The organism is Leifsonia sp. 71-9, assembly GCF_001898805.1.
Taxonomy (GTDB): domain Bacteria; phylum Actinomycetota; class Actinomycetes; order Actinomycetales; family Microbacteriaceae; genus Leifsonia.
Window position 1 is genome coordinate 1 of record NZ_MKVJ01000015.1, and the last position, 22,783, is coordinate 22,783.

Here is a 22,783-nt window from a genome sequence, read left to right on the forward strand (position 1 = left end):
GTGGCCGCCGTCACGATCGTCGGGTCGACGGGCGTGCGTCCGCCGGCGACGGCCGGAGCCGTCACCGCCGACCTGGTGGTGTTCGCCGCCGTGACGGCCGCGGCCCTGCTCGGCGGTCTGCTCGTCGCCCGCTGGCAGGACGTGCGCCGCCAGCTGCTGCGCGAGCAGGGCATCTCGGCCTCCGAGCAGGCGCTGCGGGAGGTCGCGGAGGAGCGCACCCGGATCGCACGGGAACTCCACGATGTGGTCGCCCACGGCATGTCGGCCATCCAGGTGCAGGCGTCCAGCGCGCGCTACCGCCTCCCGGACTTGTCGCCCGAAGCGGTCGCCGAGTTCGACGAGCTGGCGGCCACGGCGCGCAGCGCGATGGGGGAGATGCGGATGCTGCTGGGCGTGCTCCGCAGCGAGGACGTGGCCGCCGAGACGGCGCCCCAGCCGGGGATCGCCGACGTGCGCGCGCTCGTCACCGGTGCGGGACGGCGCGGCACCGTCCGTCTCGACGACCGCCTGGACGCCGAGACCGCCGCGCGGCTCGAGCCCGTCGTGTCGCTCGCGGTGTACCGCATCGTGCAGGAGTCGCTGAGCAACATCGCGCGCCACGCGACCGGAGCCGGGGCGGACGTCGTGATCGAGCGTGCGGCAGAGGGGCTCGTGGTCACGGTCGAGAACGAGCGGGCCCCCGGACGGCCGGCGTCCGCTCCCGCGCCCGAGAGCGGCGGCCACGGCATCCGGGGCATGCGTGAGCGCGCCGAGCTGCTCGGCGGCTCCCTGGAGGTAGGCTCGCGAGCCGAGGGCGGCTACCGCGTGCGCGCCGTCCTGCCTCTCGCCGGGCACGGGGAGGGCTCATGACGATCAGCGTGCTCGTGGTGGACGACCAGGCCATGGTGCGCGCCGGCTTCGCCGCGATCCTCGGCGCCCAGGACGGCATCGAGGTGCTCGGGCAGGCCGCGGACGGCGCCGAGGCGGTGGAGCTCGCCCGCCGGCTGCGGCCCGACGTCGTGCTGATGGATGTCCGGATGCCCGTCATGAACGGCATCGAGGCTACCCGGGAACTCGTGCGGCCGACGCGGGGAGACCCGCACCGGCCGCTCGTCCTCGTGTTGACGACCTTCGACGCTGACGAGTACGTCTACGACGCACTGAGCGCCGGAGCGAGCGGCTTCCTGCTCAAGGACGCCCCGCCCGCCGATCTGGTGCAGGCGGTGCGGGTGGTCGCCGCCGGAGACGCTCTGCTGGCGCCGCGCGTGACCAAGCGACTCCTGGAACGGTTCGGCTCCCTGCGCCCGGCCGGCGGTGCGAAGGCGCAGCGGCTGGCCGACCTCACCGAACGCGAGCGGGAGATCCTGGTGCTGATCGGGCGGGGGCTCTCGAACGCCGAGATCGCGGCGGAGCTCTTCATCGCGGAGCAGACGGTGAAGACCCACGTGAGCCGCGTGTTCGCGAAGCTCGGCCTGCGCGACCGGGTGCAGGCGGTCATCCTCGCCTTCGACGCCGGGCTGGTCGAGCCGAGCCCGTGATCCTTGCCGCCGAGTCAGACTCCTGGCCCTCGCCCCGAGTCGCACAGAGCCCCCTACCCCGGTAGGGGGCTCTGTTGGCTCCCGGGGGTGACGCGGACCGCGGAACCTCGTTGAGACGCTCTGGTCGTCGGCCCGCCGGGCCGCACGGAAGGAGCCACGATGTCCCTGTCCCTCGTCAGCAGCCGAGCGCCGCGCACCGCTTCCGCGCCGCGGACCGGCACCCGCAGCACCGCCGCCGGGCCTGCATCCGCCCGGCGCGATCCAGCGGTGGATGTCGCCCGGTCGGCGTGTCTCGTCGTCGTGGTCCTGCTCCACGGCCTCATGGTCGGCGTGAGCGTGGGAGCGACGGGCCCGGTCCTGGAGAACGCGCTGGAGGGCTGGCCCGGGTTCGCCGCGCTGAGCTGGGTCGTGCAGATCATGCCGCTGTTCTTCCTGCTCGGCGGCTTCTCCGCCCACACGCAGTGGGAGCGGATGCGGGAGCGCGGAGCCGGTTACGGCGACTACCTGGCCGGACGCATGCGCCGGCTGTTCGTGCCGGCAGCGGCCGCCCTCGTCGCCGTGGCGGTCCTGCTGAGCACCCTCACGCTCGCGGGCGTCCCCACCTCACTCGTCGCGGTGGCGGGGTTCCGGATCAGCCAGCCGCTCTGGTTCCTCGGTGTCTACGTACTCTGCACGGTTGCCGTGCCGCCGCTGGTGGCGCTGCATCGGCGCGCGCCGATCGTCGGGCTGGCCGCTCCGGCCGCCCTCGCGGTCGCGGTCGATGTGCTCCGCGGAGCGACCGGGGTGACGGCGATCGGGTTCGCGAACCTGCTCTTCGTCTGGCTCACGGTCCAGCAGCTCGGGTTCTGGCTCGCCTCCGGCCGGCTCGACGGGCTCTCGCGGCGGGCGCTCGGCGTCCTCGCCGCCACGGCGGCGGGCGTCCTCGCCCTGCTCTGCACGGCGGGCGTCTGGTCGTTCGACATGCTCGCCAACCTCAACCCGCCCACCGGCGCGCTGCTCCTGCTCGCGGTCGTGCAGCTCGCGCTGTTCCGCCTGGCGGCGCCCGCACTCCGCACGGCCGCTACGCTCCCGCCGGTGGAGCGCGCCGTGACCTGGATCTCCGCACGCGCCATGACGGTCTACCTCTGGCACATGCCCGTGCTGATCGTGCTCGCCGGGGGAGTGCTGCTGCTCGCGGGCACCGCACTGCCCGTCCCGCTGAGCGCCGAGTGGTGGCTCACGCGCCCGGCGTGGCTCGCGACCGTGCTGGTGGCGGTTGCGGGCGCGGTGGCCCTGGTGGGGCGCTGGGAGGCCGGTGGACGCGGTCTGCGGCCGTCGCCGGCCCCCGCCCGTGCCCGAGCCCTCAGCTCCGCAGCGGCGGGCGCCGCGGGCGTGCTCCTGGTCCTGCTCGCCGGGTCCTCCATCGCGTCCTGGGTGGCCGCGGCCGGCCTCGCGGCGCTCGCGCTGCGGATTCTGCGGAGTTCGGACCTGCCGGGCGCCGTCACTCGGTAGGCTGGGCGGACACGCATCGCAAGGAGGAGAACAGGTGGCCACCGACACCGCGCAGCAGGAAGTGCTGATCGTCACGGGCATGTCGGGGGCGGGCCGTTCGACGGTCGCCAACGCGCTCGAGGACCTCGACTGGTACGTGGTCGACAACCTCCCGCCGCAGATGCTCCGCCCGCTGATCGAGCTGGCCAACCGGGCCGAGTCCGGCCTCCCGCGCATCGCTGCGGTGGTGGATGTGCGCGGCCGCAACTTCTTCGTCGACCTGCGTGAGATGATCCAGAGCCTGCGCGAGGGCACGAAGGTGCGCGTGCTGTTCCTGGAGGCGGCCGACGCGGTGCTCGTGCGCCGCTTCGAGCAGGTCCGGCGGCCGCACCCCCTGCAGGGCGACGGCACGATCCTCGACGGCATCGGCGCCGAGCGCGCCCGGCTGCGCGAGATCCGCGAGGCCAGCGACCTGATCGTCGACACCTCCGACCTCAACATCCACCAGCTGGCGATGAACATCACCGAGACGTTCGCCGCCGAGGGGACGGCCGGCGTGCAGGTCACGGTCCTGAGCTTCGGCTTCAAGTACGGGCTGCCGCCGGACGCCGACCTCGTCGCCGACGCGCGATTCCTCCCGAACCCGTTCTGGATCCCGGATCTGCGCCCGCACACGGGTCTCGACGAGGTCGTCAGCGACTACGTCCTCGCCCAGAACGGCGCGGAAGAATTCATCTCCGCCTACGTCACCGCGCTCCGCCCGATCTTCGAGGGTTACCAGCGGGAGAACAAACGACACGCCACGATCGCGATAGGCTGCACGGGAGGGAAGCACCGGTCCGTCGCGATTGCGGAAGAGCTCGCGGCACGGTTGCGCAATTTCCCGGGTCTCGCGGTGAACACAAAACACCGCGACCTCGGCCGTGAATGACGCCGGTCGACCGCTTCACGGCGCCATCCACGCCGTCGCTCAACAGTTAGGAATCCGATTGGCTCTCACCGCCGACGTCAAGGACGAGCTCACGAAGGTGCAGGTCAGTAAGACGACCGTCCGCGCCGCCGAGCTCGCCACCATCCTCCGCTTCTCCGGGGGCCTGCACCTCATCGGCGGCCGCATCGCGGTGGAGAGCGAGCTCGACACCCCGGAGCTCGCCACGCGCGTGCGGAAGGACCTCGCGGAGCTGTACGGCGTCCGCAGCGAAGGCTCCGTCATCTCGGCGTCCGGCATCCGCCGGAGCCCGCAGTACCTCGTCCGCGTGCTCGACGGCGGCGAGACGCTCGCCCGCCAGACCGGCCTGCTCGACGCCCGCCGCCGCCCGATCCGCGGCCTCCCGAACCGTCTCACCACTGGCTCGCGCGACGAGCTCGCGGCCGTCTGGCGCGGGGCGTTCCTCGCGCACGGCTCGCTCACCGACCCGGGGCGCTCGGCGGCCCTCGAGGTGACCTGCCCCGGCAACGAGGCGGCCATGGCCCTTGTCGGAGCGGCCGGCCGGCTCGGCGTGGCCGCGAAGGCCCGCGAGGTCCGCGGTGTGCACCGCGTCGTCATCCGCGACGGCGAGGCCATCAGCGCCATGCTCGTCCAGATGGGCGCAGCGCAGACCGTCGCCAACTGGGAGGAGCTCCGTCAGCGCCGCGAGGTGCGGGCGACCGCGAACCGCCTGGTCAACTTCGACGACGCGAACCTCCGCCGCTCCGCGCAGGCCGCCGTCGCCGCCTGCGCCCGCGTCGAGCGCGCGCTCGAGATCCTCGGCGACGACGTGCCCGAGCACCTGCGCTATGCCGGCGAGCTGCGCCTCTCGCAGCGCGACGCGAGCCTCGACGAGCTCGGCCACCACGCCGACCCGCCCATGACGAAGGACGCCGTCGCCGGCCGCATCCGCCGCCTCCTGGCGATGGCGGACAAGCGCGCCTCCGACCTCGGCATCCCCGGAACCGACGCGAACCTCCCGGCGGACCTCGACGAGGTGTAGGTTCCGTGGCGTACGGCGCAGACCGGGAAGCATCCGGACGCCGCCGGGGTTGCCGTCACTAGACTGGAAAAGTCGCCCGCTCCCGGCGGATCATTCGCGCCGGGACACACCTGAGGAGATGAGTAATGGCTGACTACACGCTCGCAGACCTTCCGTACGACTACTCGGCGCTGGAACCGAACATCAGCGGTCGGATCATGGAGCTGCACCACGACAAGCACCACAAGGCGTACGTCGACGGTGCGAACACCGCCCTCGTCAAGCTGGCCGAGGCCCGCGACGCGGACGACCTGGGCAACGTGAACAAGCTCCAGAAGGACCTCGCGTTCAACCTGGCCGGGCACGTGAACCACACGGTGTTCTGGAACAACCTGTCTCCGGACGGCGGTGACAAGCCGACCGGCGAGCTCGCCTCCGCGATCGACGAGTTCTTCGGCTCCTTCGACAAGTTCCGCGCCCACTTCACCGCGTCGGCGCTCGGCATCCAGGGCTCCGGCTGGTCGATCCTCGCGTGGGACTCGCTCGGCCAGAAGCTCATCATCGAGCAGCTGTACGACCACCAGGGCAACCTCGCCGCGGCGACCGTCCCGCTGCTCCTGCTCGACATGTGGGAGCACGCCTTCTACCTCGACTACGTCAACGTGAAGGCCGACTACGTCAAGGCGTTCTGGAACATCACCAACTGGGCGGACGTCCAGGAGCGCTTCGTGAAGGCGCGCGAAAAGACGTCGGGCCTGCTGCTACTGTCTTAATCAGGCGAGGCGTCCCGGGAGGACACCTCCCGGGACGCCGCCGTCCGCTTCACCCACCCACATCAGCGCCGTCCGGCGCCCATCAAGTAACTGGAGACATCTGTGTCCGTAAAGATCGGAATCAACGGGTTCGGTCGCATTGGTCGCAACTACCTGCGTGCGGCCCTCGCGAAGGGCAGCGACCTCGAGATCGTCGCGGTGAACGACCTCACCGACAACAAGACGCTCGCACACCTGCTCAAGTACGACTCGATCACGGGCCGCCTGGACGCCACGGTGGAGCTCGACGGCGACAACATCGTCGTCAACGGCAAGCCCATCAAGGTCCTCGCGGAGCGCGACCCCGCCAACCTCGGCTGGGGCGACCTGGGCGTCGACATCGTCATCGAGTCGACCGGCCGCTTCACCAAGGCCGCCGACGCCAAGAAGCACATCGAGGCCGGCGCCAAGAAGGTCATCATCTCCGCTCCGGCGACCGATGAGGACGCCACGTTCGTCATGGGTGTCAACGAGCACCTGTACGACCCCGCCGCGCACAACATCATCTCCAACGCGTCGTGCACCACGAACTGCCTCGCGCCGCTCGCCAAGGTGTTCAACGACAAGTTCGGCATCGAGCGCGGTCTCATGACCACGGTCCACGCGTACACCGCCGACCAGAACCTCCAGGACGGCCCGCACAGCGACCTCCGCCGCGCCCGCGCCGCCGCCATCAACATCGTCCCGACCTCGACCGGCGCCGCCAAGGCGATCGGCCTGGTCCTCCCGGAGCTCAAGGGCAAGCTCGACGGCTTCGCGCTGCGCGTGCCCGTGCCCACCGGCTCGATCACCGACCTGACCGTCACCGCCTCGCGCCCGGTCACCGTCGACGAGATCAAGGCCGCCTACAAGGAGGCCGCCGAGGGCGAGCTCAAGGGCATCCTCAAGTACACCGAGGACGAGATCGTCTCCAGCGACATCGTCAGCGACCCGCACTCGTCGATCTTCGACGCCGGTCTGCTGCGCGTCCTCGGCGACCAGGTCAAGCTCTCGAGCTGGTACGACAACGAGTGGGGTTACTCCAACCGTCTCGTCGACCTGACCGAGTACGTGGCCGAGCGCCTCTAACCCCAGGGAACCGACGTGACGCTCCGCACCCTTGATTCACTCGGTTCGCTCGCCGGCAAGCGCGTCGTCGTCCGCTGTGATCTGAACGTCCCTCTGAAGGACGGCTCGATCACGGACGACGGCCGTGTGCGAGCGTCGATTCCCACCCTGAACGCCCTGATCAATCAGGGTGCGAAGGTGGTCGTCATCTCCCACCTCGGGCGCCCTGAGGGGGCTCCCGATGCGAAGTACAGCCTGGCACCGGTTGCCCAGCGGCTCAGCGAGCTGCTGGGCAAGCCGGTGACCTTCGCCCAGGACACCGTCGGCGCCGGGGCGGAAGCCGCCGTCGCCGGTCTGAACGACGGCGACGTCGCCCTGCTCGAGAACCTCCGGTTCAACCCGGGGGAGACCAGCAAGGACGAGGGCGAGCGCTCCGCGTTCGCCGCGAAGCTCGCCGCCTTCGGCGACGCGTTCGTGTCCGACGGCTTCGGCGTCGTGCACCGCAAGCAGGCGAGCGTCTACGAGCTCGCCCAGGCGCTGCCGAGCGCCGCCGGCTTCCTCATCGCGACCGAGCTGGACGTGCTCGACCGGCTGACCGAGAACCCCGAGCGGCCCTACGCGGTCGTGCTCGGCGGCTCGAAGGTCTCCGACAAGCTCGGCGTGATCGGCCACCTCCTGCCGCGCGTGGACTCGCTCCTCATCGGCGGTGGCATGCTCTTCACCTTCCTCGCGGCCCTCGGCCACAAGGTGGGCTCCAGCCTGCTCGAGGCCGACCAGATCGACACCGTGAAGGGCTACCTCGCCACGGCGAAGGAGCGCGGCGTCGAGATCGTGCTCCCGCGCGACGTGGTCGTCGCCTCGAAGTTCGGCGCCGACGCGGAGCACGTCGTGCGCCCGATCGACGGCATCGAGGACACCGACTGGGGTTCCTCGGGCCTCGGGCTCGACATCGGACCCGAGACCGCCGAGCTGTTCTCGGAGTACGTCCGCGGTGCGCGCACCGTGTTCTGGAACGGCCCCATGGGCGTGTTCGAGCTGGCCCCCTTCGCGGCCGGCACCAAGGCCGTCGCTCAGGCGCTGACCGAGGTCGACGGCCTCGGCGTCGTCGGCGGCGGCGACTCGGCCGCCGCGGTCCGCGCGCTCGGCTTCTCGGATGACCAGTTCGGTCACATTTCTACGGGCGGCGGAGCGAGCCTCGAGTTCCTCGAGGGCAAGCGCCTCCCGGGTCTGGAGGTCCTCGGATGGCAGCAGTGAGCCCCTCGGTGCGGCGTGTCCCGCTCATCGCCGGCAACTGGAAGATGAACCTGGACCACCTCCAGGCCATCGCGGTCGTCCAGAAGCTCGCCTGGACCCTGAAGGACGCCGGGCACGACTTCTCCGCGGTCGAGGCGGCGGTCTTCCCGCCGTTCACCGACCTGCGCAGCGTGCAGACCCTCGTGTCGGCGGACAAGCTCCCGATCGCCTTCGGCGGTCAGGACGTCTCGGAGCACGTCTCCGGCGCCTACACCGGTGAGATCTCGGCGGCGTTCCTCGCCGCGCTCGAGTGCCGCTACGTCATCATCGGCCACTCGGAGCGTCGCACGCTCCACGGTGAGACCGACGAGCAGGTCGCGGCCAAGACGGCCCAGGCGATCGCGCACAACATCGCGCCGATCATCTGCGTCGGCGAGACCGCGGAGGACCTCGAGGTCCACGGCGCCAGCGCCGTCCCGGTCGCGCAGCTCCGCGCCGCGCTCGCGCAGGTCGACTCGGCGGCGGACTTCGTCGTCGCGTACGAGCCCGTGTGGGCCATCGGCTCCGGTCAGGCGGCGACGCCCGAGCAGGCCGAGCAGGTCGCGGCCGCGCTGCGCGCGGTCATCGTCGAGCTCCTGGGCGAGGACGTCGCGGCCAAGACGCGCATCCTCTACGGCGGATCGGTGAAGTCGAGCAACATCGCCGCGTTCATGCGCGAGCCGAACGTCGACGGCGCACTCGTCGGCGGCGCGAGCCTCGACGTCGCGGAGTTCTCGAGCATCATCCGCTACCAGAAGCACGTCGGCATCTGACGCGTTCCGTCGTTCTCGGCCCGGCCGGATATACTGGTCGTTGGCTTTCCCCGGGCATTCTCCCGGGAGTTGTTACGCGAAAGGTAACTCGTGCAGATTCTCCAGGTCGTCCTGCAGGTGCTGCTGGGCATCACCAGCCTCCTGCTGACCCTGCTCATCCTCTTGCACAGGGGGCGCGGCGGCGGTCTCTCCGACATGTTCGGCGGCGGCGTCACCTCGAACCTCGGCGCCTCGGGCGTGGCTGAGCGCAACCTCAACCGGATCACGGTCGTTCTCGGGATCATTTGGATCACCTGCATCGTCGTGCTCGGGCTGATCACCAAGTTCAGCGCTTAGTCAGCGCTCTTCATCAGAGGAGAACCATGGCTTCCGGAGGAAGTGCAATTCGTGGGTCGCGCGTCGGCGCCGGCCCGATGGGCGAGCAGGACCGCGGTTTCCACGCGGACCGCGTCGCCGTCTCGTACTGGGACGCTCTCGGCAACGAGACCGTCCGCTACTTCGCGGCGAACCTGCCCGAAGAAGAGATCCCCGAGACGATCGACTCGCCGTCCAGCGGGCTCCCCGCCGGTCGCGACAAGGAGAACCCGCCGTCGGTCGCCAAGGCCGAGCCGTACAAGACGCACCTCGCCTATGTGAAGGAGCGTCGCTCGGAGGAGGAGGCGGAGCAGCTGCTCGAGGACGCCCTCAACCAGCTCCGCACCCGCCGCGGCAAGCCCACCAGCAACTGACGCACCGCGTCACGAAGGGCCGCTCACGATCTCGTGAGCGGCCCTTCTGCATACCCGGTAGCGCGCGGCCTCGCCACCGCATACGACGAAGCCCCGCCGGTCGAACAACCGGCGGGGCCTCGTGGTGTCGCGTCAGTGCTGTGGCGTCAGTAGCTCGGCGCGATGAGGTTCTCAGGAACGTCGACGGCGGCATCCTTGTCCACGAAGAACACGGTGCGCTTGCGGCCCTTGGCCCCGGCGACCGGGACCTCGGTGTAGCTCGCGCCGGCCAGGGCGAGGCCCAGGGCGCTCGCCTTGTCGGTGCCTGACAGGACCAGCCAGATGCGGTCCGATGCGTTGATCACCGGTCGCGTGAGGCTGAGCCGCTCCGGCGGCGGCTTCGGCGACTCGCGCTCGGCGATCACCGTGGCCTCCGTCTCGCGGATGCCCGCCCGGTCCGGGAAGAGGGACGCGATGTGCCCGTCCGGCCCGACCCCGAGGAACATGATGTCGAACCGCGGGAACTCGAGACCCTCCGACGCGAACGCCTCGAGCTCGGCCGCGTAGACGCTCGCGGCCTCGTCGAGATCGGCGATCTCGTCGGACGCCGGGAACGGGTGGATGTTCTCCGGCGGCACCGCGATGTGGTCGAGCAGGGCCTCGCGGGCCTGGCGCTCGTTCCGGTCGGCGCTGGACTTCTCGACGAACCGCTCGTCGCCCCACCAGAAGTGGACCTTCGACCAGTCGATCGTGTCGCGGGCGGGGGAGGCGTTGACCGCCTCCAGCACCGCGATGCCCATGGTCCCGCCGGTGAGTGCGATGTTCGCCCCGTCGAGGTCGTCGAGGATGTCGATGGTCTTGGTCAGGAACCGTGCGGCCACCGAAGCCGTGAGGGCCTCCTTGTCGGGGTGCACAAGCACCCGCCGTTCGTTCGTCATGCGCGCGCGCCCGCTCCTTCGTCAGAGGTCTCGAGCAGTCCGAGACCCTGGGTGATCACCTCGCCGTAGAGGTCGTCCGGGTCCAGCCTACGCAATTCCTCAGCGAGGCAATCGCGGAGGCTGCGGCGCGGCAGGGCCAGATCGTGCGACGGCTGACCGGGCTGGGAGAGACGCGCCACGTTCGGCACCTCGCGCTCCAGCTCGATGGTGCCCGAGGCACGTTCCATGCGGACGCCGTGGATGCCGCCCGAGCCGACCGCGCGCGAGGCGAGGTCGTACTGCACGGGCACCTGCAGCTGCAGACGCAGCCACGCGGCGAGGAGGAGGGTGCTGGGGGAGTCCGCCGCACCGGCGACCTCCACCGACGTGATCGGCTCGTACGGCGGCTGGTCGAGCACCGCTGCGAGCTGGGCGCGCCACAGGGTGAGGCGGGTCCAGGCGAAGTCGGTGTCGCCGGGCGCGTACGTCTCGGCCAGGTGGTACAGCGCCTCCTGCGGGTTCGGCTGCGCGGACGCATCCGTGATCCGGCAGGTCGCGATGCGGCCGAGCGGGGAGTGGGAGACCTTCGCCGGAGCGATGCCGGGCCACCACACCACGACGGGGGCGTCGGGGAGGAGCAGGCCGGTGACCAGTCCCTCCTCGTCGCTAGCCGTCTCGCCGTAGGCGCGCAGGACGATGACCTCGCTCGCGCCGGCGTCGCCGCCCACGCGGATCTGGGCGTCGAGACGTCCCTCACCGTTGTGGCTGCGCTCCTCCTCGGTCGAGACCACGATGACGCGCATCGGGTGCTCGCGGGAGGCGTCGTTGGCGGCCTCGATGGCCTCCTCCTCCTGACCGAGGTGGGTGGCGATGATGAGGGTGAGCACGCGGCCGAGGGCGACGGCGCCGCCCTCCTCGCGGATCTTCACCAGCGTCTTGGAGATGTTGCTGACGGTGGTGTCGGGCAGATCGACGATCATGGGCGCCTCCAGACGCGGCCGTCGCGGGCGAGGAGCTCGTCGGCGGACTTCGGGCCCCAGGTCCCGGGGCGGTACTGTTCGGGCTGGCCCTGGGTCTCCCAGAACTGCTCGATCGGGTCGAGGATCTTCCAGGAGAGCTCGACCTCTTCGTGACGGGGGAACAGCGGCGGGTCGCCGAGGAGCACGTCCAGGATGAGCCGCTCGTACGCCTCCGGGCTCGCCTCGGTGAAGGCGTGGCCGTAGCCGAAGTCCATGCTCACGTCGCGCACCTGCATTCCGGCGCCCGGCACCTTGGAGCCGAAGCGGATCGTCACGCCCTCGTCCGGCTGGACGCGGATGACGAGCGCGTTCTGGCCGAGGGCCGAGGTCTGCGACTCCGCGAACAGCTGCTGCGGGGCGCGCTTGAAGACCACGGCGATCTCGGTGACGCGGCGGCCGAGGCGCTTGCCCGCGCGGAGGTAGAACGGCACGCCCGCCCACCGGCGCGTGCCGATGTCGAGCTTGATGGCCGCGTAGGTCTCCGTGGTCGACTCGGGGTTCATCCCGTCCTCGTCCAGGAAGCCGACGACCTTCTCGCCGCCCTGCCATCCGCTGGAGTACTGCCCGCGGGCCGTCGCCGTGGCGAGGTCCTGGGGCAGCCGCACCGCGGCGAGCACCTTCTCCTTCTCGGCGCGGAGGTCCGCGGCGTCGAACGAGATGGGCTCCTCCATCGCCGTGAGGGCGAGGAGCTGGAGCAGGTGGTTCTGGATGACGTCGCGCGCGGCGCCGATCCCGTCGTAGTAACCGGCCCGGCCGCCCACGCCGATGTCCTCGGCCATGGTGATCTGCACGTGGTCGACGTAGTTGGCGTTCCAGATCGGCTCGTACAGCTCGTTCGCGAAGCGCAGCGCCAGGATGTTCTGGACCGTCTCCTTGCCGAGGTAGTGGTCGATCCGGAACACCGAGTCGGGCGGGAAGACCGACTCGACGACGGAGTTCAGTTCGCGCGCCGACTGCAGGTCGTGCCCGAACGGCTTCTCGATCACGACGCGGCGCCAGCCGTCGCCGGACTGGTCGGCCAGGCCCGAGCGGCTGAGCTGCTCGGTCACGATCGGGAAGGCCTTCGGCGGGATCGAGAGGTAGAACGCGTGGTTGCCCATCGTTCCGCGCTCACGGTCCAGCTCCTCGACGGTCTCCTTCAGGCGCGCGAACGCGTCGTCGTCGTCGAACTCGCCGGGGACGAACCGGATGCCCTGCGCGAGCTGCTTCCAGACGTCCTCATCGAACGGGGTGCGGGCGTACTGCTTGACCGCGTCGTGGACGACCTTCTCGAAGTCCTGGTCCTCCCAGTCGCGCCGGGCGAACCCGACGAGCGAGAACCCGGGCGGCAGGAGGCCGCGGTTGGCGAGGTCGTACACGGCCGGCATCAGCTTCTTGCGGGAGAGGTCTCCCGTCACACCGAAGATGATGAGACTGCTGGGTCCGGCGATGCGGTTGAGGCGTCGATCGGAGGCCAACCGCAGCGGGTTGAACTCCGGGGTGATTTCCACCGGGGACATCGATCTCCTTGGTCGGCGCGGGGCGCCGATGATCAGTTGACGGCCTCGAACAGCGAGACGACATCCGCCTCGGGGTTCGTGAGCGTGAGGGTGAGGACCGGGCGGCCGTGCTCGCCGAGGACGCTGGCGTCGCCGGCGGCCTGGGCCTGGATGAGCTGGCCGAACGTGAACGGACGGTCCGGGATCTCGAGGTCCTCCGGGGCGGTCGCCGTGATCTGCAGGAACACGCCGACGGCGGGGCCGCCCTTGTGGAACTGGCCGGTCGAGTGCAGGAACCGCGGCCCCCACCCGAAGGTGACGGGACGCTTCGCCTTGGCGGCGAGGAGGTCGCGCACGCCCTCGAGCTGGGGGAGCGCGAGACGGTCGACGTAGGCCTGCACCGAGACGTAGCCGTCCGGGCCGAGCTGCGCGAGCAGTGCGTCCACGGCGGCGTCGAGGGTGCCGGCACCGGCCAGGAAGTCGCCGGTCTGGCGGACCTCGATGCCTCCGGCGGTGAACACCGGTGCGGCGGCCTCCGGGCGGTCGTCGAGCAGCGCGCGGGCGGCGACCTTGGCGGCCTCCACGTCGGGCTGGTCGAACGGATTGATGCCGAGCAGGCGACCCGCGACGGCGACCGCGTACTCCCAGACCAGGAGCTGGGCGCCGAGGCTGCCCGAGACGAGGATCTCGCCCTCGTGCCGGTCGGCCGGGAACAGGTGGTGCGCCTCCGCGTTGGCGACGAGGCGGACGATCTGGAGGTCGGCCGGCTTGAAGTCGAGCTCGGGGGCCAGCTTGTCGAGCACGACCGGGAGGAGGCCGGTGCCCTCCTTGCCGGTGGACTCGGCGATCAGCTGCTCGGCCCAGTCGGCGAAGCCCACGATGTGGGTGCCGTCGGAGACGATGCCGAGCTTGTCCTTGAGCGGGTTCGTGCCCGCGATGGCCGCGCCGAGCACCAGGCCCGGGTTGTCCTCGCGGTCCACGGCGAGCTCGAGCGACGTGGCCTCGGCCTCGTCGAGCAGCTCCGCGATGTCCACGCCGGCGAGGCCGGACGGCACGAGGCCGAACGCGGTGAGCGCCGAGTAGCGGCCGCCCACGTTCGGGTCGGCGTTGAAGACGCGGTAGCCCGCCTCCCGCGCCGACTGGTCGAGCGGGGAGCCCGGGTCGGTCACGATGACGATGCGCTCGGTCGGGTCGATGCCGGCGTCGCGGAACCACTTCTCGTAGATGCGCTTCTGGCTGTCCGTCTCGAGCGTGGAGCCCGACTTCGACGAGATGACCACGGCGGTCCGGTCGAGGCGGTCGCGGAGGGCCGCGAGCACCTGGCCGGGGTCGGTCGAGTCGAGCACGGTGAGCTCGGCCTCGGCCGTCCGGGTGATGACCTCGGGCGCGAGCGAGGAGCCGCCCATGCCGCCGAGCACGATGTGGTCGACGCCGCGGGCGTGCAGCTCCTCGCGGAGCGCGACGATCTCGGCGACGAGCGGCCGCGAGATCGCGACGGCCTCGGTCCAGCCGAGGCGCTTCGACGCCTCGGCCTCCGCGTCGGGGCCCCAGAGGGCCGGGTCCAGCGCGGTGATGCCGGACGCGACCTTGTCGGCCACGAGCTGCGGGACGACGGACGCGACCGCGTCGGCGGCGGCGCCGGTGACGTGGATGCGGAACGTCACTTGGCCGCCTCCAGAGCCGTCTTCACGGTCTCCACGAGCTCGGACCACGAGACGTTGAACTTGTCGACGCCCTCGCGCTCGAGGGTGGCGGTCACGTCGTCGTAGTCGACGCCGAGGCCGGCCAGCGCGTCGAGCACGCCCTGCGCGTCGGCGTAGTTGCCGGTGACGGTGTCGCCGGTGATGACGCCGTGGTCGAAGGTCGCGTCGAGCGTCTTCTCCGGCATGGTGTTGACCGTGTTCGGCGCGACCAGCTCGGTCACGTAGAGCGTGTCGGGCAGGCTCGGGTCCTTGACGCCGGTCGAGGCCCAGAGCGGGCGCTGCTCGTTCGCGCCGGAGGCCACGAGGGCCTTGGCGCGGTCGGTGGCGAAGGCCTGCTCGTAGACCTCGTAGGCGAGGCGGGCGTTGGCGATGCCGGCCTTGCTCTTGAGGGCGTTCGCCTCGTCGGTGCCGATGGCGGTCAGGCGCTTGTCGATCTCGGTGTCGACGCGCGACACGAAGAACGAGGCGACCGACTGGATGCCCGAGAGGTCGATCCCGGCGTCCTTGGCCTTCTCGAGGCCGGTGAGGTACGCGTCGATGACGGCGCGGTAGCGCTCGAGGCTGAAGATCAGCGTCACGTTGACGCTGATGCCGGCCGCGATGGTCTCGGTGATGGCCTCGAGGCCCTCGACCGTCGCGGGGATCTTGATGAGCACGTTCGGCTTGTCGACCTTGGCGGCGAGCTTCTTGGCCGCCTCGATGGTGCCGGCGGCGTCGTGCGCGAGGCCCGGCTCGACCTCGATCGAGACGCGGCCGTCGGTGCCCTCGGTCTGCTCGTAGACGTCGTGGAAGATGTCGCTGGCGGCGGCGACGTCGTCGGTCGTGATCTCGAAGATCGCGTCCTCGACGCTGGTGCCGGCGGCGGCGAGGCTCTTCACCTGGTCCGCGTAGGCCTCGCCCTTGGAGAGCGCGGCCGCGAAGATCGTCGGGTTGGTGGTCACACCGACCACGTTCTTCTCGGCGATGAGCTTCTGGAGGCCGCCCGTGGCGATCCGCTCGCGCGAGAGGTCGTCCAGCCAGATGCTGACGCCCCCGGCGGAGAGCTGTGCGGTAGGAGTGGTGTCGGTCATTTCTCTTCTATCTCCTCATGCCCGCGCTCAGAGCGACGCGAGCGATTCCTTCGCGGCGGCAACGGCGTGCTCGGTGGTCATGCCGAACTCACGGAACAGCGTCTTGTAGTCGGCCGAGGCACCGAAGTGCTCGATCGAGACGCTGCGACCGTGGTCGCCGACGATCTTGTCCCAGCTGAGGGAGAGGCCGGCCTCGATCGAGACGCGGGCCTTCACCGATGCGGGGAGGACGTGCTCCTGGTACTCGGCGGGCTGCTCGTGGAACCACTCGAGCGACGGGGCCGAGACGACGCGGGCGTTGATGCCCTCGCCGCGCAGCACCTCGCGGGCCTCGAGTGCGATCTGCACCTCGGAGCCGGTGGCGATGAACAGGACGTCCGGGGTGCCGTTCGGCGCCTCGGCCAGGACGTAGGCGCCCTTGGCGACGTTCTTGGCGGACGCGAGGGTGTCGCCGCTGGCGTCGCCCTCACCGCGCTCGAACACCGGGATGTTCTGACGGGTCAGCGCGATGCCGGCCGGTCCCTTGCGACGCTCCAGGATGGTCTTCCAGGCGTAGGCGACCTCGTTCGCGTCGCCGGGGCGCACGACGTCGAGGTGCGGGATGGCGCGCAGGGTCGACATCTGCTCGATCGGCTGGTGCGTCGGGCCGTCCTCGCCGAGGGCCACGGAGTCGTGGGTCCAGACGAAGATCGACGGCACCTGCATGAGCGCGGCGAGACGCACGGCGGGGCGCATGTAGTCGCTGAAGATCAGGAACGTGCCGCCGAACGGACGGGTCGGGCCGTGCAGCACGATGCCGTTGAGGATCGCCGCCATCGCGTGCTCGCGGATGCCGAAGTGCAGCACGCGGCCGTACGGGTTGCCGGTCCACTCGTGGGTCGAGTGCTCGGTCGGCACGAACGACGCGCCGCCCTCGATGGTGGTGTTGTTCGACTCGGCGAGGTCGGCGGAGCCGCCCCACAGCTCGGGCATGATCGGCGCGATGGCGTTGAGCACCTTGCCGCTGGCGGCGCGGGTGGAGACGTCCTTGCCGGGCTCGAAGACCGGGAGGACATCCTCCACGCCCTCCGGCAGCTCGCCGGTCAGCAGGCGGTCGAGGAGCTGCTTGCGCTCCGGGTTGGCGGCGGCCCAGGCGTCGAAGCCCTTCTGCCACTCGGCGCGCTGCTCGGCGCCGCGCTCGACGGCCTTGCGGGTGTGCGAGAGGACCTCGTCCGCGACCTCGAAGGTCTGCTCGGGGTCGAAGCCGAGCACCTCCTTGACGGCGCGCAGCTCGTCGGCGCCCAGGGCGGAGCCGTGGATCTTGCCGGTGTTCTGCTTCTTCGGGCTCGGCCAGCCGATGATCGTCTTGAGAATGATCAGCGAGGGCTTGTCGGTGACGCCCTGCGCGGCGACGATCGCGTCGTTGAGCGCCTGCACGTCCTCGGTGTAGACGCCGGTCTTCTTCCAGTCGACGACCTGGACGTGCCAGTGGTAGGCCTCGTAGCGGGCCTTGACGTCCTCGGTGAAGGCGATGTTGGTGTCGTCCTCGATCGAGATCTGGTTGCTGTCGTAGATCGCGATCAGGTTGCCGAGCTGCTGGTGGCCGGCGAGGCTCGACGCCTCCGAGCTCACGCCCTCCTGCAGGTCGCCGTCGCCGGCGATCACGTAGACGAAGTGGTCGAACGGGCTCGTGCCCGCCTCGGCCTCCGGGTCGAACAGGCCGCGCTCGTAGCGGGCCGCGTAGGCGAAGCCGACCGAGGAGGAGATGCCCTGGCCGAGCGGGCCCGTGGTGATCTCGACGCCGTCGGTGTGGCCGTACTCCGGGTGTCCCGGGGTGAGCGAGCCCCAGGTGCGCAGCGCCTTGAGGTCGTCGAGCTCGAGGCCGTAGCCGCCCAGGTAGAGCTGGACGTACTGGGTCAGCGAGCTGTGTCCGGCCGAGAGGATGAAGCGGTCGCGGCCCAGCCAGTGCTGGTCGTGCGGGTCGCGGCGCATGACCTTCTGGAACAGGAGGTATGCGGCCGGGGCCAGGCTCATCGCCGTGCCGGGATGACCGTTGCCCACCTTCTCCACCGCATCGGCCGCGAGGACGCGAGCCGTGTCTACTGCTTTGTTGTCAATGGGATCCCACTGCAGAGCTGCCACGTGAAAACTGACCCTTCGTAGATGTGGTGAGGGTCGTCGTGAACCCGCACCGGTTGAGGTAGTGCGCGCCGTGGACGTCATCGGCGCCGGGCCCTCGTCTGCGTGATGAGTCCTACAAACGGCCGCACGGGTAACGGGCTCCGGCTGGCGAGCACCTCCAAGTATAGGTAACACGCACGAAACGTGCCGCCTTCCCCCAGCGGGTTGTGCGCCGGCTCCGAGCGGGGTAGCGCCGCAGAGGTGTCGTAGACTTGCTGAGGACTGCGATCAGAGAGCCGGATGCCCGCTCAGGGGCGCCGCCCGCAGCCGCACCGAGCGAAACATCACGAGGAGCAATGGACGTCGCTGTAGAGAGCCGTGTCGATCCGGGCCGCATCGGCTTCGCGCGCAAGGTGAAGGCGTACATCTCGCTGACCAAGCCGCGCGTCGTGGAGCTTCTGCTCGTCACGACCGTCCCGACGATGATCCTCGCCGCGAACGGCATCCCGAACCTGTGGCTCGTGCTCGCGACCGTGGTCGGCGGCTACATGTCCGCAGGATCGGCCGGAGCGTTCAACTGCTACATCGACCGCGACATCGACCGGGTCATGCGGCGCACCAAGAACCGTCCGCTGGTCACCGGCGAGCTGAGCGACCGCGAGGCGCTCGTCTTCTCGTGGGCGCTGGGGATCGCGTCCGTGGTGGTGCTCGCGGTGTTCACGAACTGGCTGGCCGCTGCGCTGTCCGTCGTCGCGATCCTGCTCTACGTCGTCTTCTACACGCTGATCCTCAAGCGCCGCACGCCGCAGAACATCGTCTGGGGCGGTATCGCGGGCTGCATGCCCGTCCTCATCGGCTGGGCGGCCGTCACCGGCTCGCTCGACTGGGCGCCGTTCATCCTGTTCGGCATCATCTTCCTGTGGACGCCGCCGCACTACTGGCCGCTGTCGATGAAGTACCGCGCCGACTACAAGGACGCGGGCGTGCCCATGCTCGCCGTCGTCCGCGGACGCGCCGCGGTCGGCCTCCAGGTCATCCTGTACGCCTGGGCGATGGTCGCCTGCTCGCTGCTGCTCATCCCTGTCGCGCACATGGGCCTGTTCTACATCGCCGTCTCGCTGGTGGCCGGCGGCTGGTTCCTCTACGAGTCCCACCGCCTCTACAACCTCGCCATCCGGCACGAGTCGGTGTCGCCGATGCGCGTCTTCCACGGCTCGATCGCGTACCTGACGCTGATCTTCCTCGCCGTGGCGATCGACCCGCTGCTGCCGTTCTGATCGCTCGGGAGCGTCGCTACGGCTGCTCCGACACGGTCTGGCACCCGCTGACCGCGCGCTGCTAGCGTCGGCAGGGTGCTGACCCTCCGGACGCCGCGGTTCGTCCTCGACGCGCCCAGGGAGAGTGACATCCCTGCCGTGCTCGCGGCCTGCCAGGACGAGCAGATCCAGCGCTGGGTGCCACTGCCGCATCCCTACACGCTCGCGAGCGCCGAGTTCTTCGTGCGGAGCTACTGCCCGCACGGGCTGGCCAGCGGTCAGTTCGCCGTCTGGGCGATCCGGCCCGCCGAGGACGCCCCCTTGCTGGGCGTCGTGGAGGTGCGCCGCGACGAAGCCGCCGGATCGGCCTCCCTGGGGTGCTGGCTCGAACCGGGCTCCCGCGGCCGCGGCGTGATGCACGAGGCGCTCCTCGCGGTCACCGCCCACGCGCTGGCCCCGGACGGGCTCGGCTTCGCGCGGCTGCGCTGGGAGTACCTCCCGGGCAACGAACAGAGTAGGCGACTGGCGGAGGGCGCCGGCTTCGACTTCGCGGGAGCGGTCCCGCACCCGGTCCGCTTCCACGACGAGGAGCGCGACGCCCTCGTGGGCGTGCTGCTACGCGGCGACGGCCCCGCTGACGGCTGAGTCCGCGGCGGCGGGCTCGCCGGGGACAGGCGCCTAGAAGCACAGGGTCGACGATGGTGATCGAGGGGATCACGCCCGAGCCCGAGCCGCGGACGGGAGGAGGCGCCGCCAGCCGGAACGCGATTTCGCGACCCGGACAGCTGCCCATCACCGTTTTCGAAAAGCCCTGATCAGCCGCGATGCTATCCACGAGATTGCAATGAGAATCAAAAGGCCATCGGTGAGATGTCCGGAGGTGGGGAGGGCGAGCGGGGAGGGGAGGAACAACACGACGAACTGGGCGAACACGATGAGTCCGAGTCCGATGGCCTGAGGGATCAACGTCACATCCGCTCGGGGAAGCGCTCGGAGAAATGCCCCGGTGCGACTGCCCAGGGAACGACGGACATGCCACAAGACACCCGCGCTGGCGGCGACCATCGCGAGCGTTGCGATGAGAAGACCCGGATACACGAGCGCAGCGGGCCGCGTCCCGTCATCCGGAGCCACGGCATGCATCGGGACGGTGGCGATCCCTCCGACGAAGAGCAACACGACCATCGCCACCTTCAAGCGCCGCAGCCAGGTTCTCGCGGCGCCTCCGATGTTGTGAAGTGCCTCCGTCGATGAGGGATCGGTCGCGAGGAGGTCGGCCCAGGTAGCCGCCGCAGTGCCTACTTTGCTCAGGGAGTGCTGGACCACGGCCAAGTTGTGAAGCGCGAGCGAATTGTCCGGCTCGAGGCGGAGAGCGGCGCGGAAAGCGGCCTGGGCTTTGAACGGTCGCTTCCCGTACATGTAGAGATTGCCGAGAACTGTGTGCGCATTCGCTCTATCCGGCGCGACACGGACCGCTTCAGCGCCGGCTTTCCAGGTCCTGCGTCTGACGCGCTTCGACTCGATGTCGATGACCACCAGCAGCTCGTACGGCTGAGGTTCGTTGGGCGCGAGGGCACGGGCCACATGAGCCATGCGGCGAGCGTCAGCGAACCGCTTCTGCAGCCGGAAAGCCTCGGCGGACAGCTGGTGCGCGGCTGCCGACGTCGGGTCGAGGACGATTGCGCTGGCGCTTGCGCGTGCGGCGCCCGCTGCGTCACCCTCGCCCAAAAGCGCGTAGGCGAGCAGTACATGGATGGTCGCGTCGTCGGGAGTGTGCGCCAGGTAATCGGCGATGAGGCTCTTCGCGTGGGCGTATTGACCGCCATCGATAAGGGCCTCGATTCGCAGCGCCGTGCCGTCGTGGTCGACGTCGCGGAACTCGTCGGTCATCCTCGTTCCTTCGTAAGACGCAGAGCGGCCATGGGTTCAGGGGATCAGAGCCGTTTGGATCGCTTCAGGAAGGCTTTGAGTTCGGCAGAGGTGCCGTCATCGTCGCCGAACTCCACCCAGTTGCGGGCGGTGCTCAGCCAGGGACCCGTCGACGGCCGGATCTCGGCCACGGCGGCGAGGAGATCGGTCATGGCGATGTAGCGAACGACGCCGGACGTGACGCTGTCGAGGAGCGCCCGTTCGGAGGCCACTTCGCACACGTAGGCGATATCAGCGCCTGAGAAGCCATCGGTCCGGCGCGCGAGCTCGCCGAGGTCGGCGCCGGCGACGGGCCGGCCGCGGAGGTGGGTCCGAAAGATCGCCTCGCGAGCCTCCGAGTCGGGTGGAAGGACGAGGACGGTGCGGTCGAGGCGCCCGGGACGACGGAGGGCGGGATCGACGTCCCAGACCTGATTCGTGGCGGCGAGCACGTACACGCCCTCGTTGCTGTACTCGACGCCATCGAGCTCCACCAGCAATTGATTGATCATCGTGCGGAGGGCGGAGTGCCTGGCGTCGCTGCGTCGTTGACCGAGGGCGTCGAACTCGTCGAAGAACAACACGCAGGGTGCGCAGCGACGAGCCTGCTGGAAGACCTCGTGGATGTTGGCCTCGGCGTCTCCGAGCCAACGTGACAGCACATCTGACGCAGAGACGGAGAGGAAGGTCGCCTCGAGCTCGCCGGCCACGGCGCGCGCGATGAACGTCTTTCCGCAGCCAGGTGGGCCGTACATCAAGAGACCCCCGCCGAGACTCTTTCCGTAAACCGCACGGAGCTCGGGGTTGCGCAGGGGTGCCAGGAACGCGGCCTCGAGGCGCGTCTTGACGGCGGCCATGCCGCCGACGTCTGCGAGCGTGACGGACGGCCGCTCCGCGTCGAACGCGTCAACGGGGGATCCTGTCGGAGCGCCTTCGACGAACATCGGCGGAGCAAGGTGTCCGACCTGATCTTCGGCGGCGGACCAATCGAATGCGGAGCCGTCCTGTGCGCGATCGGCAGGGACTGTGGCATCGCCAGGCTCGACTGTGGGGATGCCAGTCCCGGGCTCCGCACCCGACAGCGTCGAGGCATTCCCGGGTCGGGGAGCAAGCGCCTCAGCGATCAGGCCCCGCGCGTCGGCGTTCTGAGGGTCTAGCTGCAGGGCAGCACCGCAGAGAGCGATCGCCTCGTCTGTCGAGCCGGCGTCCAGGAGAAGGCGCGCCAGATGGAGGCGCAGCGGGACATCGGTCGGCGACGCCTCAATGGCGCGGCCGAGCGACTCGATGAGGGGATTATCCACTCACATACGATATTGAATCATTAGTGTGAAACACCTGAAAGACCTTCGTGCAGCGACTCGGTAGAGGTGTCCGATCGCGGCGCAGGCGCCTTGAGCGACATGATCACCGCGGTCATCGCGGCCGCAAGCGTCGCGGCGAGCATCATGTGGATGCCGACCAGGATGCCGGGGAGGCCCGTGTTGGCCTGGATGAGGCCGACCGCGATCTGCAGCACCTCGACGGCGAGAAGGTACATCGTGTAGCGGTGCACGCGCGTCGTGCGGATGCGGAGCGAGGCGACCACGAGCACGAGGGTGAGTGCGAACGTGACGTAGGCCGGGATGGCGTGGACGTGCTCCAGGATCTCCGGGTTCAGATTGTTGCGCGTCGCCTTGCTGTCGCCGGAGTGCGGGCCGGAGCCGGTGGTGAGGATGCCGACGATGATCGTGACGGCCACGACGAAGCTGGTCAGGTGGGCGATGCCGGCGAACCATCCGGGCACGG

Annotated in this window: 21 protein-coding genes and 1 pseudogene; 13 read left to right on the forward strand and 9 right to left on the reverse strand. The window is 70.0% G+C overall.

Translation table 11 applies throughout. The annotated features are described in order from the left end of the window. The 11 genes from BGO91_RS09075 to BGO91_RS09125 all read left to right on the forward strand — a co-directional run. On the forward strand, window positions 1-849 hold an 849-nt coding region (locus tag BGO91_RS09075; protein ID WP_290472451.1), incomplete at its 5' end, for a sensor histidine kinase. Next, window positions 846-1,517 (forward strand): response regulator transcription factor, encoded by a 672-nt coding sequence (locus BGO91_RS09080; RefSeq protein ID WP_290472452.1) that lies wholly within the window; start codon window positions 846-848, stop codon window positions 1,515-1,517. The genes BGO91_RS09075 and BGO91_RS09080, both read left to right, overlap by 4 nt. A 159-nt stretch (window positions 1,518-1,676) precedes the next feature. Continuing rightward, window positions 1,677-3,008, forward strand: a complete 1,332-nt coding sequence (locus BGO91_RS09085; RefSeq protein ID WP_290472453.1) for an acyltransferase — start codon at window positions 1,677-1,679, stop codon at window positions 3,006-3,008. 34 nt (window positions 3,009-3,042) lie between these two features. Further along, entirely contained in the window at window positions 3,043-3,918 is an 876-nt protein-coding gene (gene rapZ, locus BGO91_RS09090; RefSeq protein ID WP_290472454.1) for an RNase adapter RapZ, read from the forward strand. 58 nt (window positions 3,919-3,976) lie between these two features. Beyond that, window positions 3,977-4,957 (forward strand): DNA-binding protein WhiA, encoded by a 981-nt coding sequence (gene whiA, locus BGO91_RS09095; protein ID WP_179702058.1) that lies wholly within the window; start codon window positions 3,977-3,979, stop codon window positions 4,955-4,957. 125 nt (window positions 4,958-5,082) lie between these two features. After that, the gene (locus BGO91_RS09100; protein ID WP_021764737.1) at window positions 5,083-5,709 is read left to right on the forward strand and encodes a superoxide dismutase; all 627 of its coding nucleotides are present in this window, start codon (window positions 5,083-5,085) and stop codon (window positions 5,707-5,709) included. Window positions 5,710-5,811: 102 nt separating this feature from the next. After that, window positions 5,812-6,816: a type I glyceraldehyde-3-phosphate dehydrogenase gene (gap, locus tag BGO91_RS09105; protein ID WP_021764736.1), complete on the forward strand. Its 1,005-nt coding sequence runs from the start codon at window positions 5,812-5,814 to the stop codon at window positions 6,814-6,816. Between the two features lie 15 nt (window positions 6,817-6,831). After that, window positions 6,832-8,049 (forward strand): phosphoglycerate kinase, encoded by a 1,218-nt coding sequence (locus BGO91_RS09110; RefSeq protein WP_290472455.1) that lies wholly within the window; start codon window positions 6,832-6,834, stop codon window positions 8,047-8,049. Continuing rightward, the gene (tpiA, locus tag BGO91_RS09115) at window positions 8,037-8,840 is read left to right on the forward strand and encodes a triose-phosphate isomerase (protein WP_179702061.1); all 804 of its coding nucleotides are present in this window, start codon (window positions 8,037-8,039) and stop codon (window positions 8,838-8,840) included. Before BGO91_RS09110 ends, tpiA begins: the two co-directional genes overlap by 13 nt. Window positions 8,841-8,930: 90 nt before the next feature. Then, on the forward strand, window positions 8,931-9,176 hold the full coding sequence (secG, locus tag BGO91_RS09120) for a preprotein translocase subunit SecG (protein ID WP_290472456.1): 246 nt from the start codon (window positions 8,931-8,933) through the stop codon (window positions 9,174-9,176). A gap of 26 nt (window positions 9,177-9,202) precedes the next feature. Next, entirely contained in the window at window positions 9,203-9,568 is a 366-nt protein-coding gene (locus tag BGO91_RS09125) for an RNA polymerase-binding protein RbpA (RefSeq protein WP_025159474.1), read from the forward strand. A gap of 146 nt (window positions 9,569-9,714) precedes the next feature. Here the strand turns inward: BGO91_RS09125 and pgl are convergent, their stop codons facing one another. From pgl to tkt, 6 genes are read right to left on the reverse strand one after another with little or no spacing between them, the layout of a single operon-like run. Then, window positions 9,715-10,485, reverse strand: a complete 771-nt coding sequence (pgl, locus tag BGO91_RS09130) for a 6-phosphogluconolactonase (RefSeq protein ID WP_290472457.1) — start codon at window positions 10,483-10,485, stop codon at window positions 9,715-9,717. Beyond that, complete coding sequence (locus tag BGO91_RS09135; RefSeq protein ID WP_290472458.1) at window positions 10,482-11,444, reverse strand: glucose-6-phosphate dehydrogenase assembly protein OpcA; 963 nt, start codon at window positions 11,442-11,444, stop codon at window positions 10,482-10,484. The genes pgl and BGO91_RS09135 overlap by 4 nt, the downstream gene beginning before the upstream one ends. Next, entirely contained in the window at window positions 11,441-12,982 is a 1,542-nt protein-coding gene (zwf, locus tag BGO91_RS09140; protein ID WP_290472459.1) for a glucose-6-phosphate dehydrogenase, read from the reverse strand. The genes BGO91_RS09135 and zwf overlap by 4 nt, the downstream gene beginning before the upstream one ends. Before the next feature lie 32 nt (window positions 12,983-13,014). Beyond that, window positions 13,015-14,625 carry a glucose-6-phosphate isomerase gene (locus BGO91_RS09145; RefSeq protein ID WP_290472460.1) on the reverse strand — a complete coding sequence of 537 codons (1,611 nt, stop codon included), beginning with the start codon at window positions 14,623-14,625 and terminating at the stop codon, window positions 13,015-13,017. Next, complete coding sequence (gene tal, locus BGO91_RS09150) at window positions 14,622-15,734, reverse strand: transaldolase (protein ID WP_290472461.1); 1,113 nt, start codon at window positions 15,732-15,734, stop codon at window positions 14,622-14,624. The genes BGO91_RS09145 and tal overlap by 4 nt, the downstream gene beginning before the upstream one ends. 27 nt (window positions 15,735-15,761) lie before the next feature. Next, window positions 15,762-17,855, reverse strand: coding sequence for a transketolase (gene tkt, locus BGO91_RS09155; RefSeq protein ID WP_290472462.1), 2,094 nt, complete (start codon window positions 17,853-17,855; stop codon window positions 15,762-15,764). Between the two features lie 335 nt (window positions 17,856-18,190). On the opposite strand from tkt, the gene BGO91_RS09160 reads away from it, so the two are divergent. Both BGO91_RS09160 and BGO91_RS09165 read left to right on the forward strand, forming a co-directional pair. Then, entirely contained in the window at window positions 18,191-19,111 is a 921-nt protein-coding gene (locus tag BGO91_RS09160; RefSeq protein ID WP_290472463.1) for a heme o synthase, read from the forward strand. A gap of 75 nt (window positions 19,112-19,186) precedes the next feature. After that, the gene (locus BGO91_RS09165; protein ID WP_290472464.1) at window positions 19,187-19,735 is read left to right on the forward strand and encodes a GNAT family protein; all 549 of its coding nucleotides are present in this window, start codon (window positions 19,187-19,189) and stop codon (window positions 19,733-19,735) included. Window positions 19,736-19,882: 147 nt separating this feature from the next. Here the strand turns inward: BGO91_RS09165 and BGO91_RS09170 are convergent, their stop codons facing one another. From BGO91_RS09170 to BGO91_RS09180, 3 genes and pseudogenes are all read right to left on the reverse strand, one after another. Then, window positions 19,883-20,980, reverse strand: a complete 1,098-nt coding sequence (locus BGO91_RS09170; protein WP_290472465.1) for a tetratricopeptide repeat protein — start codon at window positions 20,978-20,980, stop codon at window positions 19,883-19,885. Between the two features lie 44 nt (window positions 20,981-21,024). Further along, on the reverse strand, window positions 21,025-22,299 hold the full coding sequence (locus BGO91_RS09175) for an AAA family ATPase (protein ID WP_290472466.1): 1,275 nt from the start codon (window positions 22,297-22,299) through the stop codon (window positions 21,025-21,027). A 20-nt stretch (window positions 22,300-22,319) separates the two neighbouring features. After that, window positions 22,320-22,783, reverse strand: a pseudogene (locus BGO91_RS09180) (heme A synthase); the annotation flags it as partial.

Coding starts and splice junctions, on each gene's coding strand:
- BGO91_RS09080 (WP_290472452.1), top strand. CDS start 846: ATGACGATCAGCGTGCTCGTGGTGGACGACCAGGCCATGGTGCGCGCC.
- BGO91_RS09085 (WP_290472453.1), top strand. CDS start 1,677: ATGTCCCTGTCCCTCGTCAGCAGCCGAGCGCCGCGCACCGCTTCCGCG.
- BGO91_RS09100 (WP_021764737.1), top strand. CDS start 5,083: ATGGCTGACTACACGCTCGCAGACCTTCCGTACGACTACTCGGCGCTG.
- tpiA (WP_179702061.1), top strand. CDS start 8,037: ATGGCAGCAGTGAGCCCCTCGGTGCGGCGTGTCCCGCTCATCGCCGGC.
- BGO91_RS09125 (WP_025159474.1), top strand. CDS start 9,203: ATGGCTTCCGGAGGAAGTGCAATTCGTGGGTCGCGCGTCGGCGCCGGC.
- pgl (WP_290472457.1), bottom strand. CDS start 10,485: ATGACGAACGAACGGCGGGTGCTTGTGCACCCCGACAAGGAGGCCCTC.
- BGO91_RS09135 (WP_290472458.1), bottom strand. CDS start 11,444: ATGATCGTCGATCTGCCCGACACCACCGTCAGCAACATCTCCAAGACG.
- zwf (WP_290472459.1), bottom strand. CDS start 12,982: ATGTCCCCGGTGGAAATCACCCCGGAGTTCAACCCGCTGCGGTTGGCC.
- tal (WP_290472461.1), bottom strand. CDS start 15,734: ATGACCGACACCACTCCTACCGCACAGCTCTCCGCCGGGGGCGTCAGC.
- BGO91_RS09160 (WP_290472463.1), top strand. CDS start 18,191: ATGGACGTCGCTGTAGAGAGCCGTGTCGATCCGGGCCGCATCGGCTTC.
- BGO91_RS09170 (WP_290472465.1), bottom strand. CDS start 20,980: ATGACCGACGAGTTCCGCGACGTCGACCACGACGGCACGGCGCTGCGA.